This is a genomic window from Longimicrobium sp. (genome assembly GCF_036388275.1).
Taxonomy (GTDB): Bacteria; Gemmatimonadota; Gemmatimonadetes; order Longimicrobiales; family Longimicrobiaceae; genus Longimicrobium.
The window spans coordinates 103,310-116,850 of sequence record NZ_DASVSF010000110.1; the positions used below are offsets into that span (position 1 = coordinate 103,310).

Sequence of the window (13,541 nt, forward strand, 5' to 3'; positions counted from 1 at the left end):
GTGCTCCAGCTGTCCCCTCGCCTCCTACACGTAACATGCGACGATTCGCCCTCGCGACAACGGTGTTGTTGGCCTTCGCTGCCCCACTGTCGGCCCAGCGCACGCAGGCCCCCATCGCGCTCTCCGATCCTGACGGGCAGGAGCTCGTCATCGAAGAGCTGAACGTGCGGGCGGCGGTGCAGGGGGTGTTCTCGCTCACCGAGATGGAGATCGTCTTCCGCAACCCGCACGGGCGCCGGATGGAAGGGCGGTTCAGCGCAGTGCTGCCGGAGGGCGCTACCGTCAGCCGCTTCGCCAAGGAAGTGAACGGTCACCTGATGGAGGGCGAGGTGGTGGAGCGGCTGCGCGCCAACCGCGTGTACGCCGAAATCCTTCACCAGATGCGCGACCCCGCGCTGCTGGAGCAGGACCAGGGCAACCGCTTCAGCGCGCGCATCTTTCCCATCGAGGCCAACACCACCGTGCGCGTGGTGCTGGGCTACACGCGGCTGCTTCCGCTGGAGGGCGGCGTGCGCAGCTACCGCGTGCCGCTGCGCGGGCTGCCGCGGATCGGGATGATGCGGGTGACGGCGCACGTGCAGCCGCTACCGCACGAGGCGCAGGTGTCGGCCACGCTGGCGGGCCCGCCGGGAAGCCGGATGGTGGATGGGCGGACGCTGGCGTGGGAAGACGAGAGCTTCACCCCCACCGAAGACCTGGAGATCCGCTGGAGCCCGCGCCCGGACGCCCCGCGCGAGTACCTGCTGCGCGCCGGACCGTACTACCTGGCCGGCGTGCGGCCGGACGTGGCCCCCGCGCCCCCCGCGGCGGTGGACACGCGATGGGTGTTCCTGCTGGACACGTCGGCCTCCGCCGCGGAGGGGATGGACCACCGGCTGGCCGCGCTGAGGACGGTGCTCGCGGCGCTCCCGGGCGGACAGGTGGAGCTGGTGGCGTTCGACCAGCAGGTGGCGCCGCTGGGCACCTTCCGCACCCCCGCCGAGGCCGCGCGCCGCGTGGAAGCGCTCGTCCGCGAGCGCGGACTGCTGGGCGGCACCGACCTCAACGCCGCCTTGGCCTCCATCGAAGAGCGCGCCGCGCGGCAGCCCGGCACGCGCTTCGTGCTGGTGAGCGACGGCGCCGCGACGGTGGGCCAGACCGCGCCCACGGAGATGTTCCGCCCCCTGGACCGCATGGCAGCGGGCACGCAGGTGAGCGCGCTGGTGCTGGGCGCACGCGAAGACGCGGGCGCGCTCCGCCAGGTCGTGCAGGGGCGCGGGCGCATCGTCCGGGTGCCCTTCACCGAGGGCATGGAGGACCGCGCCCGCGAGGCCGCCGCGCGCCTGGCGCTGCCGCCCGGGCGCACCGTGCCCGTGCGCGACGCCACGGCCGACGTGTTCCACGCCACCGGCGCGGAAGACGTGCAGGCGGGCGGGGAAGTGCTGGTGCTGGGCCGGCTGCGCGGGCGCGAGCAGACCCGGCTGGCGGTGGACGGCGTGCGCGTGGGCACCGGGGTGCGGCTGGACGAGGCCCGGTTCGGGCCTCTGCTGGTGCGCGAGTTCCATCGCGCGCACCTGGAAAAGCTGCAGGAGGAAGAGCGCTACGCCGATGGCGATGCGGCCCGCCGCCGCCTGGCAGAGGAGCAGGTGAAGCTCAGCATCGAGCACCGGGTGATGGTGCCGCGCACGACGATGCTGGTGCTGGAGACGGAAGCCGACTACGTGCGCTTCGGGATCGACCGCAGGGCGCTCGCGCAGATCCTGGTCGTGGGCCCGCGCGGCATCGAGCGGCTGGACCGCCGCCGCGCGCCGCGCCTGGCCCGCGCCGCATCCGAGAGCACGATGGCGCCCGACACGGTCCTGGGCCCCCCGCCGCCGCGACCCCCTGCGCCGCTCGCGCTCGATGGTATTGCGGTGAATACCGCGGGTGCGGAGCGCGAGAGAGCCGAGCGAAGGCCGCGCGCGTCCGCGGGCGCCCCGCCGCCCCCTGCACCCGTATCCGCGCCGCCCCCGCCCGTATCCGCGCCACCCCCGGCCATGGCGCCGCCGCCACCGCCGCCGCCACCGATGGCATCAGCGCCACCGCCCGCGCCGGCGGCAACGTGGGTGGGCGCCCGCCGCTTTCGCCCGGGCGAGGTAGACAGCCTGCGCGCACGGCTGGCCGCCAACCCGCGGGATCGCGCGCTCTACAACCAGCTCAGCGAGGCGCTGGCCGAGGCGGAGCGGTGGCGCGAGCTGCGCGAGGTGGCGTTCCGCTGGCAGCCGATGGACCCCGATAACCCGCAGGTCTACGAGAGCCTCGCGCTGGCCAGCCACAGCCTGGGGATGACGGACGAGGCGGTCCGCGCCACGGGATCGCTGGTGGAAGTGGCGCCCGGAAAGCCCGAGATGCTGCAGCGCGCCGCGATGCTGCTCTGGCGCGTGGGCGCGCGGACGGCGTGGGAGGCGCCGGCGCGCCGCGCGGTAGAGATGCGTCCGGACCTGCCCAACCCGCGCCGCACGCTGGCGCTGCTGCTCTGGCAGGCGGGCCGCCTGGAAGAATCCGCACAGACGCTGGAGCAGGCGCTGCAGACGCCGGTGGACCGGTGGTACGGCAACGCCACGGCCGTGGTGCGCGACGAACTGGGATACGTCTACCGCGCCTGGATGCGCGCCGAGCCGGGCCGCGAAGCCGAGATCCGCCAGCGCGCCCGGGAGCACGGCGTAAAGCTGGACGGGCCGGACCGCCTGCGGATCACCATGACCTGGGACACGGACGCCAACGACGTAGACCTGCACGTGGTGGATCCCGCCGGCGCGCACGTGTACTACGCGCAGAAGGATGCCCCGAGCGGCCTCCACCTGCTGCAGGACATCCGGCAGGGCTTTGGTCCCGAGGTGGTGCGGACCGACCGCGTGCTGCCGGGCACGTACCACGTGGGCGTCAACTGCTACAGCGCGGGCCCCATGGGCGTCAGCCGCGGCATGATCGTGGTAATGGAGCCGGTGGAGAGCGGCGACGTTCGCGTGCGGATCGAGCCCTTCCGCCTGCTCCCGAACCGCGGCGACGTGCAGCCGGTGCTCACGCTGAACCCGTCAGCCGCCGATCGATCGCATCGCCAATGAACCGCAGCCGTCCAGCGTTGAGACGAGAAAAGCCCCGGAAGCACTTGCTTCCGGGGCTTTCCGTATGCCTGCGGTGGCGCCGTCAGTCCGCCGCGGCGGTCTCCAGCTCGGGTGCGGGGGCGCCGGGGAATCCGTCCTCTGGGTAGCGGTACATGGGGCCAATGGCCTCGCCGTCACGCTCCATGGTGCCCTTGTAGCGCATGTGGTCCTCGTGCACGCCAAAGTTGGTGCGCTGAAGCTCGGCGATGCGCGCCAGGTCGTCGGCCGAAAGGTCGGGCAGGTCGCTGGCGGCCGCGAACTCCTCCAGCTGCTCGACGTTGTAGATGTTGGGCAGCGTCGTCACCACGACGGGCGAGGCCAGCAGCCACTTGAGCGCCGCTTGGCCGAGCGTCATGTCGCGCCCTTCGTGAAGCCAGCGCAGCGACTCCAGCTTCTTCAGGCCGTTGACGAGCCACGAACGCGGGCGGTGGCGCCGGTGGTCGTTCTTGGCGAACTCGGTGTCCTCGGTGTACTTGCCCTCCAGCATCCCCGACGAGTGCGTCACGCGCACCTGGATGCCCGTCCAGCCGGTGCGCTCGGCCTCTTCCGTCAGGTTCTGGCCGGGGAAGGGCTCCAGGATGTTGTTGATCAGCTGCAGGCTCTTCACTCGGCGCTGGCGGATCAGGTCCATCCCCTCGAACAGGTAGCCGTTGGAGGGGCCCAGCGCGCCGCCCCACGAGCGCACCTTGCCCTCGTCCTGCAGCCGCTGGAAGGTGTCCCAGATGCCGTCGTCGGGAACGTGGTCTTCCTTCACGTTGTGGAACGCCAGCACGTCGATGGTGTCCGTCCCCAGCCGCCGCAGCTGCTTCTCGACCGCTTCGCGCAGGAACGCGGGATCGGGATTGTGGGGAATCTCCTGCTGCCCGCGGCGCGCGTCGGGGTGGTTGTAGAAGTCGTAGCCCACCTTGCTGCTGATGGTCACCTTGTCGCGCCGGTCGGCGAACGCGCGGCCGACGAGCTCGTCCGCGCGACCGTTGCCGTAGGTGTCGGCGGTGTCGAACAGGGTGATTCCCAGGTCGTACGCGCGGTGCAGCAGCGCGATGGCCTCGTCGTCGGTGAAATCTCCCCACCAGCCCGCGGCCAGGGTCCACACGCCAAATCCCACTTCCGACGTGGAGATGTCGGTTCCGGGATAGGTACGATATTTCATGATGCCTCCATCAGCTCGGCGGCGTGAGCCGTTCGGTCGAATTCGGGAGTTCGGATGCAACCGCGCGTACCGGCCGGATACCCCGCAGAGTAGGGCCAACGGCGGGGCGGGGCAAGTCGGAAGAGTACCTACGCGATGTAGGATGCACCGCAGGACGCACCGCCCACCGCACCCACGGTGTCATCCCGACGGAGCGGCCCCACGAAAGCTTCCGCCTGCGCAACAGTCGGCAGCGACGGAGGGATCCGCCACACAGGATGCGAATCGCCCCGAGGCTCGTTCCGGCACAATCCTTCTCTTCGTCGCTTCGTCCGGCAGACGTACCGCCCGGGTGCATCGGCAGGGTTCAGCGCGCTCCGGCGGGTGTGTGGCGGATACCTCAGTCGCTGCGGGCTGTGGAGCGGGTGCAGGTCTGCCGGGGCTGCTCCATCGGGATGACATCGGCGCACTCACGCACTCACGCACTTCCCCTCAGCAGTGCGACGACATCTCGAACCCGGCGCCGGCGTCTACCAGGGGAGCGCGGTAGTCCCCGGTGAAGCAGGCGGTGCAGTACGTCTCGCCGTTCTCGCGCACCGCGTCGGTCATCCCCTCGGGTGAGAGGTAGCCGAGAGAATCGACGTGCAGGTACTCGCGGATCTCTTCTACGGACTTGTCCGAGGCGATCAACTCCTCGCGCGTCGGCATGTCGATGCCGTAGAAGCAGGGCCAGCGCACGGGCGGCGAAGCCAGGCGCAGGTGCACTTCCTTCGCGCCCGCCTCGCGCAGCATGTTCACCAGTGCGCGCGACGTGGTGCCGCGCACCAGCGAGTCGTCGATCACCACCACGCGCTTGCCCTGCAGCACCTCGCGCACGGGGCTGAACTTCATCCGCACCTTGAAGTCGCGCCCCGCCTGCGTGGGGGTGATGAAGGTGCGGCCCACGTAGTGGTTGCGGATCAGCCCCAGCTCGAAGGGAATGCCCGAGCGTTCGCTGTAGCCCACCGCCGCCGAGTTGGCGCTGTCGGGAACGGAGATGACGATGTCGCCGTCCACCGGCTGCTCCTCGGCCAGACGCCGGCCGAAGGCGCGGCGGGCGCGGTCTACCGTGTAGCCCCACAGCCGGGTGTCGGGCCGGGCGAAGTACACCAGCTCGAAGACGCAGGGCTGTGGCTCGGCGACGAACTTGGGGAGCCGCGTGACGCTTTCGATTTCGCCGTGGCGGATGCGCACGAGCTCGCCCGGCTCCACGTCGCGAATGTACCGGGCGTGCATGATGTCGAGCGCGCAGGTTTCGCTCGTCAGCGCCAGCCCGCCGCTGGGCAGCGCCCCGATTACCAGCGGCCGGTAGCCGTACGGGTCGCGCGCGGCGTACAGCGTGTCGCCCACGGTGATCAGCACGCAGTACGCGCCCTCCACCTGCGAGAGCGCATCGACGATCTGCTCCTCGGTGGATGGCGCGCGCGAGCGGGCGATAAGGTGAACGATCACCTCGCTGTCTATGGTGCTTTGGAAGAGCGCGCCCTCGTCGAACAGGCGGTCGCGCAGCAGGTTGGCGTTGGTGAGGTTGCCGTTGTGAACGAGCGACACCACGCCGCCGCGGAAGCGCTCGCGGATGGGCTGGGCGTTCTTCAGGCCGGCCCCGCCCGCGGTGGAGTAGCGGATGTGGGCCACCGCCACGTCGCCGGGAAGCTCGGCGATGTCGGTTTCCTTGATGGCGTCGACCACCAGCCCCGCCTTGCGGACGCGGTGGCTTTCGCCCGTGGCGCTCTCGAACGACGCGATGCCGGCCGCTTCCTGCCCGCGGTGCTGCAGGGAGTACAGGCCCAGGAAAGCGAGTTGTGCGGCCTCGGGGTTCCCGGAGACCGCGACGATTCCACACATTCGGCTTTCTCGATCTGCTGTGCGACGGGGGCAGGACAGCCGTGCTCCCAACGGGCATTGTACACGCGACCGCGGCGGAGGTGCGCCCCGCGACCGGCCTTCTCGCCGCACCACCAACGTGCAGAGAGGGGAAGCGCGGCATTGGACGGCGACGACCGCGGCCTGTCATCCTGAGGCCCAGGCGGCACGGACCCGTGGGCCTCGGTTGCCCCTCCCCCGGCCCCTCCCCGCACAAAACTGCGTGCGGAGAGGGGAGAACGTCGATCGGGGTTCGATTAGGGTGGGCGCGTGCCTCGGGCCGCCCCCCATCCCCAACCCTTCCCCCGCAAACTGCGCGGGGGAAGGGAGCCAGTGTGGCGCGCCGCGCAGGTCCTTCGCGCACCACACCCTGTCATCCTGAGGCCCAGGCGCGCCGAACCAGCCCCTTCCACACCCTCCGCGGGCCGAAAGATCTAGCTGCGGACGGGTAGGCGGTGGGGCGCGGCAGCGGTCACGGAGGCCGAGGCCTCGGACCGCGCCGCCTTGAGCGGGTGCCGGTGCCCGGGCTGGCGATGCTGACCAGGTGAGGTGCGCTTCGATGGCTCCGGCGCATGCCCCGGCTGCCCTCACCCCCGGCCCCTCTCCCGCAAGCGGGAGAGGGGAGAATTCGATCGCGCTTCGGCCGGCCCGACGCACTCGACTCGCCCGTGCAGTCCGCGAAGGCGGACTTCGTGATTTGCCAGCCGCGACTTTAGTCGCCCCGGCACGGCCGAGGCCTCGCCCCACGGTGACCGCTGCCGCGCCCTGGCTCGTTCGTGCCCCAGGCTAGATCCTTCGGCCCGCGACGGTTGTACTACGGGCCGGTTCGGCGCGCGTGGGCCTGAATAGAAAAAGTCCAGTTCGTCCAAATTTTAAACGGCGCCCGCGAGCCTTTTTCATCCCTCAGGGTCGGCCGGAGGACGGTGAAAGACTCAGGATGACAACGTCCCGCGCGTCAGGGCTTCGAGTGCGGATCCGGACTGGGTTCTCCCCTCTCCGCACACAGTTTGTGCGGGAAGGGGCCGGGGGAGGGGCGCGCCCTATTCCATCCCGTTCTGCACCACCGACTCCAGCGACGTCTCCACGTCCGCCGCGCTCCCCTCCATCCGCCGCGGGATCGCCGACTCGTAGATCTCCACCAGCTCCCCGGCCGCCGTCTCGATCGACCCACCGTGCGTGCGGATCACGACGGTCCCGAACGGCGCGCCCACGGTGCCGATCCGCCGTGCCGGGACGCCGTACTCCGCCGCCATCTCCAGTAGCGCATCCAGCCGGTCCTCCGCGCACGAGACCACCACGCGGCTCTGCGCCTCGCCGAAGAGAAGTGCGTTCACCGGCAGGTCATCGTCCAGATCGACTTCGACTCCCAGCGGCGCGGCGGGGTCGGCGATCGCGGATTCCACGAGGGCGACGGCCAATCCGCCCTCCGCCGTGTCGTGGGCGGACGCCACCCGGCCGGCGCGGATCATGGCCAGCAGCGCACGCTGCAGCTTCTGCTCGCCTGGGAGGTCCAGCGCCGGCGCGTCGCCGGCCACGCGTCCGTGGATGGTCTTCAGGTACTCGCTGCCGCCCAGTTCCGCCGTGTTGCGCCCCAGCAGCACGATGGCGTCGCCCGCCCGGCGGAACGACGACGTGGTGACGTGCGCCAGGTCGTCGATCACCCCCACCATCCCGATCGTGGGCGTGGGATAGATGGCGCCGCGCGGGTTCTCGTTGTACAGGCTGACGTTGCCGCCCGTAACCGGCGTTTCCAGCACCGTGCACGCCTCGCCGATCCCGCGCAGCGACTCGGAAAGTTGGAAGTAGACCTCCGGCTTCAGCGGGTTTCCGAAGTTCAGGTTGTCGGTCACCGCGCGGGGCAGGGCGCCCGAGCAGACCAGGTTGCGCGCCGCCTCGGCCACGGCGATCTGCCCGCCGCGGTACGGGTTCAGGTACACGTAGCGCGAGTTGCAGTCCACGGTGGCCGCGATCGCCCGGTTGGTGCCGCGCAGCCGCACCACCGCCGCGTCGCTCCCCGGGCCCACGACCGTGTTCGTCCGCACCGTGCTGTCGTACTGCTCATAGACCCAGCGCTTGGACGCCACGGTCGGCGAATCCAGCAGGCGCCGCAGCGTCCACGTGGGATCGGCCTCCTCGGGCTTCAGCGTGATCGTCGACGGATCGAACGCGCGCGCCTCCACCACTTCGGAGGACTCGATGCCCTCGCGGGTGTACGTGGGGCAGGCGTCCACCAGCGGCTCGCCGGGGATGTCGACCACCACTGCACCGTTCTCGCGGATCACGTACCGCCCCGTGTCCGTCACGTAGCCGATGGTCTCCGCGTCCAGGTCCCACCGCCCCAGGATCGCGCGGACGTCCTCCTCGCGCCCCTCGTGGGCGACGACGAGCATCCGTTCCTGCGTCTCGCTGAGCAAGATCTCGTACGGCGTCATCCCCGTTTCGCGGACGGGAACGCGGGTGATCTCGATCTCCACACCCGTTCCGCCACGCGCCGCCATCTCCGTGGACGACGAGACGAGCCCCGCCGCGCCCATGTCCTGGATGCCTACGATGTGGCCGGAGCGGATCAGCTCCAGCGACGCCTCCAGCAGCATCTTCTCGGTAAAGGGGTCGCCCACCTGCACCATGGGGCGCTTGGCCTCGCTCTCCTCCGTCAATTCCGCGCTGGCGAAGGTGGCGCCGTGGATGCCGTCGCGCCCCGTCTTCGATCCCACCGCCATGATTGGGTTGCCCACGCCGGACGCCACGCCGCGGATCAGCTCCTCCTTCTTCATCAGCCCGATGGCCATGGCGTTGACCAGCGGATTGCCTTCGTACGCGGCGTCGAAGTACACCTCGCCGCCCACGGTGGGGATGCCCACGCAGTTGCCGTAGTCACCGATCCCCTTCACCACGCCCGCGACGAGATACCGGACGCGGTCCCCCTCGGGCCCGTCGATCTCGCCGAAGCGCAGCGAGTTGAGGCAGGCGATGGGGCGCGCGCCCATCGTAAAGACGTCGCGCAGGATGCCGCCCACGCCCGTGGCGGCGCCCTGGTACGGCTCGACGGCGGAGGGGTGGTTGTGCGACTCGATCTTGAAGGCCACGGCCAGCCCATCGCCCACGTCGATGACGCCCGCGTTCTCGCCCGGGCCCTGGAGCACCCAGGGCGCCTTCGTCGGCAGCTTGCGCAGCAGGGGGCGGCTGTTCTTGTAGCCGCAGTGCTCGGACCACATGGCGCTGAACACGCCAAGCTCGGTGTAGGTGGGCACGCGGCCCAGGATGTCGAGGATCAGCCCGTACTCGTGTTCGCTGATGCCGTGGTCGGCCACCAGCTCAGGGGTGATGGCCGGGTCTCCGGGGCGGGGCTGTACGGGCACGTCTCTATCCTTCTGATCGTTGGATGTCGAGCGGTCGTCCGCGCGCCGTTCAGGGCGTGAGTGCGGGCGGCTGGCGCGGCGTGTCGTGGCGGCGCGCGCGGTCCACGGCGGTTTCCTCGTTCCTGCGGTCGCGCTGGTCGCGTTCGGCCGCGCGCTCCACCGAGTCGCCCTGCGTTTCGGCAGGCGTGCCGGTGGTGGTGCGCGGGGCGGTGCTGGTCGCGTCGACGTTGGGCCGGTTGGCAGGCGCGCCGCCAGTCGTCACGCCCGTTCCGCCGGTGGTGGTCGGTCCCTGGATGATGATGGTGGACCGCTCGTCATCACGCGCCTCGCGCACCTGCACGCCGTCCGCGGCGCCCTGGCCCGTAGGCGTGATGACCAGCACGTCGGCCCCGGTGGTGGGCGCGGCGTTCACGTTCACCCCGCCAACGATCACGCGTCCCGGAGCGGCTCCGGCTGCTTGGCCGACTGCGCGCGTCCGATCGCCATCCGCGGTGACGGAGCCGGACTGTTCGCCCCCGCCGGCCGCGCCGAGTGCGTCATCAGCGCGGGGACCGGAGAAGCGCCGGGCGCGGGTGCGCAGCACGGCGGCGACCACGCGGTCCTCGCGGAAGAATACCACGTCATCGGAGCCGCAGCGGTTGGGGCAGCCGTTGTGGTAGTACCAGTACGTCCACTCGCCGGACGTGCGCGTGGTCGCCGGCGCACCGAACGTCTCGCGCACCTGCTCGGGCGTCATCCCCTGCGAGATGACGGACTGGGCCTGCAAGGGCGCGCTCGCGAGCAGCAGCGCGAGAAAGAGCTTCGTCATGGTCGCGGCCTCCAAGGGAGGGTAACTACGGTAACGACGGTCACCACGGTACCTGCAAGAGCACGACCCATCCGAGGACTCTGGCCGGTGGTGACCGTAGTTACCGTTTTGACCTTTGTTACCGCTACTGAGCAGCGCTGAGATGCCCCGCCAGCGCCCGGAACACCGACGCGCCGTCCGTGCTGCCCAGCAGGGGATCTACCGCGCGCTCCGGGTGCGGCATCATCCCCAGCACGTTGCCCGCGGCATTCACGATGCCCGCGATGTTGCGCACGCTCCCGTTGGGGTTGGCCGCGGGGACCACGTTGCCCTCCGCGTCGCAGTAGCGGAAGGCCACCTGCCCGTTCGCCTCCAGTTCGTCCAGTACCGCGGGATCGGCGATGTAGCACCCCTCGCCGTGCGCGATTGGGATGCGCAGCACCTGACCGACCTCGTACTCCGAGGTGAACGGCGGCTCCGCGCGCTCCACCCGGAGATGGACGGCGCGGGAGCGGAACTTCAGTGTGCGGTTGCGCACCAGGGCGCCGGGGAGCAGCCCGCTCTCGCAGAGGATCTGGAACCCGTTGCAGATGCCCGCCACCGGCCCCCCCGCGGCGGCGAACTCCATCACCTCGCGCATGATGGGGCTGTGCGCGGCGATGGCCCCGCAGCGCAGGTAGTCGCCGTAGCTGAAGCCGCCAGGCAGGAACACGGCATCCACGCCTTGCAGGTCGTGCTCCTTGTGCCACAGGTACACGGCCTCTGCCTGCAGCAGCTCCTCGACCGCCTTGTAGCAGTCGTAGTCGCAGTTGGACCCCGGGAAGGTCACGACGCCGATCTTCATCCCACGCTCTCCGCCGGCGACACGGTGATCCGGAAGTCCTCCGTAACCGGGTTGGCCAGCAGCTGCCGGCACATCCCCTCCGCCGTCTCGCGCGCCTGGGGTTCGCCCTCCGCCGCAAGGGAGAAGACGATGATGCGGCCCACGTGCACCTCGCCCACGCCGCTGAAGCCGAGCGAGGCCAGCGCCCCGCCCACCGCCTTGCCCTGCGGGTCCAGGATGCCGCGCCGCGGCGTCACCCGCACCTCGATGCTGTATTCCGTCACGCCTGGTTCCCGCTGTCCATGGGTTCGCGAAGCCCCGGCTTGGGGCGCATTTCCTCGTATTCCAGCTCCCGCATGTCGTCGGCCTCGCCGTCGTCCACTTCCTCTTCCAGCGGGTCGCGGGCGGGAAGCCGCTCCTCGAATCCGCCCAGCACCGACTTCACCAGCCCGTAGGTGATGTACAGCATGCTGAAGGGAAAGAAGAAGTACGCCGGATAGGTGAACGCCGACACCAGCGAAACGACCGCCAGGAAGATGGCGAAGCGCCCGCTCCAGGTGCGCGTGCCGAACCGCGGCACCACCGGGTACAGGACATTGCTCACCATCAGCACGCCCAGCAGCATCAGCAGCCACCCGGCCATGCGCACCACTGGCACGTGCGGCAGCCACGCGGCCCAGAACGGCGTCTCGGTGAACGCGTAGTAGGTGGCCAGGCAGGCGCCGGCCGTGGGGGAGGGAAGTCCGTGGAACGCGGCCTTGGCGGTTCCCGCCTGCTCGATGTTGAAGCGCGCGAGCCGGAACACGGCGGCCACGATGTACAGGAAGGCGAGGATCCACGACCACTCGCCGCCCGTGCTGAAGAAGGCGAAGTAGGCGATCAGCGCGGGCGCCACGCCGAACGAGATGGCGTCCACCAGCGAGTCCAGCTCCTCGCCGAAGGCGCTGCCCGTGGCGGTGAAGCGGGCGATGCGGCCGTCCAGCAGGTCCATGATGGCCGCGCCCACGATCATCCATCCCGCGGTGAAGTACTCGCCGCGCGACGCGTTGACGATGGCCCAGATGCCCAGGAACAGGTTGCCCAGCGTAAAGGCGCTGGGCAGGATCACCACGCCGCGGCGCAGGCGCCGCCGCCGGGGCGACATCGAATCGACCATCATCCGGCGGCTCCGGGGTCGCGCAGGGGAAAGTCGTCCAGCGCCATGCCAGTCAGCCGGCGGAAGGCGTCCTGGTAGCGGCGCGAGGTTTCGTCCACCACCTCCGGCGGCAGGGCGGGGCCCGGCGGCGCCTTGTTCCACGCGCCGCGCGCCGTCAGCTCCTCCAGCCAGTCGCGCAGGGGCTGCTTGTCGAGCGACGGCTGCCCGCGGCCGGGCTGGTACCGGTCCGCCGGCCAGAAGCGCGACGAATCGGGCGTCAGCATCTCGTCCATCACGCGGATCGTCCCGTCCGCGTCGCGGCCGAACTCGAACTTGGTGTCGGCGATGATGATCCCCGCGCTCGCCGCCGTTTCGCGTCCGCGATCGTACAGCGCCATCGATGCGTCGCGCAGCCGCTCCGCCGCCTCGCCGCCGACGATCTCCTGCATCCGCCCAAAGGGGATGTTCTCGTCGTGGCCGGACTCGGCCTTGGTGGCGGGGGAGAAGATCGGCGTTTCCAGCCGGTTGGATTCGCGCAGCCCCGGCGGCATCGGCTCGCCGGCCAGCGTGCCCGACTCACGGTACTCCTTCCACGCGCTGCCGCTCAGGTAGCCGCGCACCACGCACTCCACCGGGAACGGCTCCAGCTTTCGCACCAGCATGCCGCGCCGTTCCCACGACGCGCGGTGGGGCGCTAGGGCGGGGTAGCGGGCGGCGATGTGGTCGGGGTCGATGGACAGGACGTGGTTGGGCACCAGGTCGGCGGTGCGCGCGAACCACCAGGCGGAGATCAGGGTGAGGACTTCGCCCTTGCGGGGAACCGGGTCGGGCATCACCACGTCGAAGGCGCTGACGCGGTCGGTGGCCACCATCAGCAGCGCGTCGCCCAGGTCGTACACGTCGCGGACCTTTCCGCGCACCCTCAGCGGAAAGGGAAGGTCGGTGCTGACCAGGGTGGCGTTCAGGATCGGGCGCTCCGTCCAGAGGGGCGTGAGGCGATTGAGGCGCGAATTTACGTGCCGGGCAGGGGCCGGGCAACCACGTCCGCGAGACGAGGGCGGAGGCCTTCGACAGGATGCGGCGCATGCCCCGGCGCCCCCCTCTCCCGGCCTCTCCCCCATAAACTGCATGGGGAGAGGAGAATTCGAACCCGTACCCGCGGATGTGTCTTTCTCCCCTTCCCCCATGGGGTGTATGGGGGAAGGGGTCGGGGGATGGGGGGCGGCCGTGGCATGCGCCAGAGCCCTTCGACGCGCACCAACCGTCTTGCGTCGGGCCGCACCC

At 70.5% G+C, this 13,541-nt stretch carries 9 protein-coding genes; 1 reads left to right on the forward strand and 8 read right to left on the reverse strand.

Annotated elements, in window-relative coordinates:
• The first annotated feature begins 35 nt into the window (after positions 1–35).
• On the forward strand, positions 36–3,083 hold the full coding sequence (locus VF632_RS25585) for a VIT domain-containing protein (protein WP_331025785.1): 3,048 nt from the start codon (positions 36–38) through the stop codon (positions 3,081–3,083).
• An 82-nt stretch (positions 3,084–3,165) separates the two neighbouring features.
• Here the strand turns inward: VF632_RS25585 and VF632_RS25590 are convergent, their stop codons facing one another.
• From VF632_RS25590 to VF632_RS25625, 8 genes are all read right to left on the reverse strand, one after another.
• Positions 3,166–4,272, reverse strand: coding sequence for an aldo/keto reductase (locus tag VF632_RS25590; RefSeq protein WP_331025786.1), 1,107 nt, complete (start codon positions 4,270–4,272; stop codon positions 3,166–3,168).
• A gap of 471 nt (positions 4,273–4,743) precedes the next feature.
• Complete coding sequence (gene purF, locus VF632_RS25595) at positions 4,744–6,135, reverse strand: amidophosphoribosyltransferase (RefSeq protein WP_331025787.1); 1,392 nt, start codon at positions 6,133–6,135, stop codon at positions 4,744–4,746.
• Positions 6,136–7,193: 1,058 nt separating this feature from the next.
• The gene (purL, locus tag VF632_RS25600; protein ID WP_331025788.1) at positions 7,194–9,512 is read right to left on the reverse strand and encodes a phosphoribosylformylglycinamidine synthase subunit PurL; all 2,319 of its coding nucleotides are present in this window, start codon (positions 9,510–9,512) and stop codon (positions 7,194–7,196) included.
• A 49-nt stretch (positions 9,513–9,561) separates the two neighbouring features.
• A complete protein-coding gene (locus VF632_RS25605; protein WP_331025789.1) occupies positions 9,562–10,320 on the reverse strand; it encodes a hypothetical protein in 759 nt (252 codons plus the stop codon).
• Between the two features lie 124 nt (positions 10,321–10,444).
• A complete protein-coding gene (gene purQ / locus VF632_RS25610; protein ID WP_331025790.1) occupies positions 10,445–11,143 on the reverse strand; it encodes a phosphoribosylformylglycinamidine synthase subunit PurQ in 699 nt (232 codons plus the stop codon).
• Positions 11,140–11,406 carry a phosphoribosylformylglycinamidine synthase subunit PurS gene (gene purS, locus VF632_RS25615; RefSeq protein WP_331025791.1) on the reverse strand — a complete coding sequence of 89 codons (267 nt, stop codon included), beginning with the start codon at positions 11,404–11,406 and terminating at the stop codon, positions 11,140–11,142. The genes purQ and purS overlap by 4 nt, the downstream gene beginning before the upstream one ends.
• The gene (gene pssA, locus VF632_RS25620; RefSeq protein WP_331025792.1) at positions 11,403–12,281 is read right to left on the reverse strand and encodes a CDP-diacylglycerol--serine O-phosphatidyltransferase; all 879 of its coding nucleotides are present in this window, start codon (positions 12,279–12,281) and stop codon (positions 11,403–11,405) included. Before pssA ends, purS begins: the two co-directional genes overlap by 4 nt.
• Positions 12,278–13,225, reverse strand: a complete 948-nt coding sequence (locus VF632_RS25625; RefSeq protein WP_414682915.1) for a phosphoribosylaminoimidazolesuccinocarboxamide synthase — start codon at positions 13,223–13,225, stop codon at positions 12,278–12,280. The genes pssA and VF632_RS25625 overlap by 4 nt, the downstream gene beginning before the upstream one ends.
• Between the last annotated feature and the right edge of the window lie 316 nt (positions 13,226–13,541).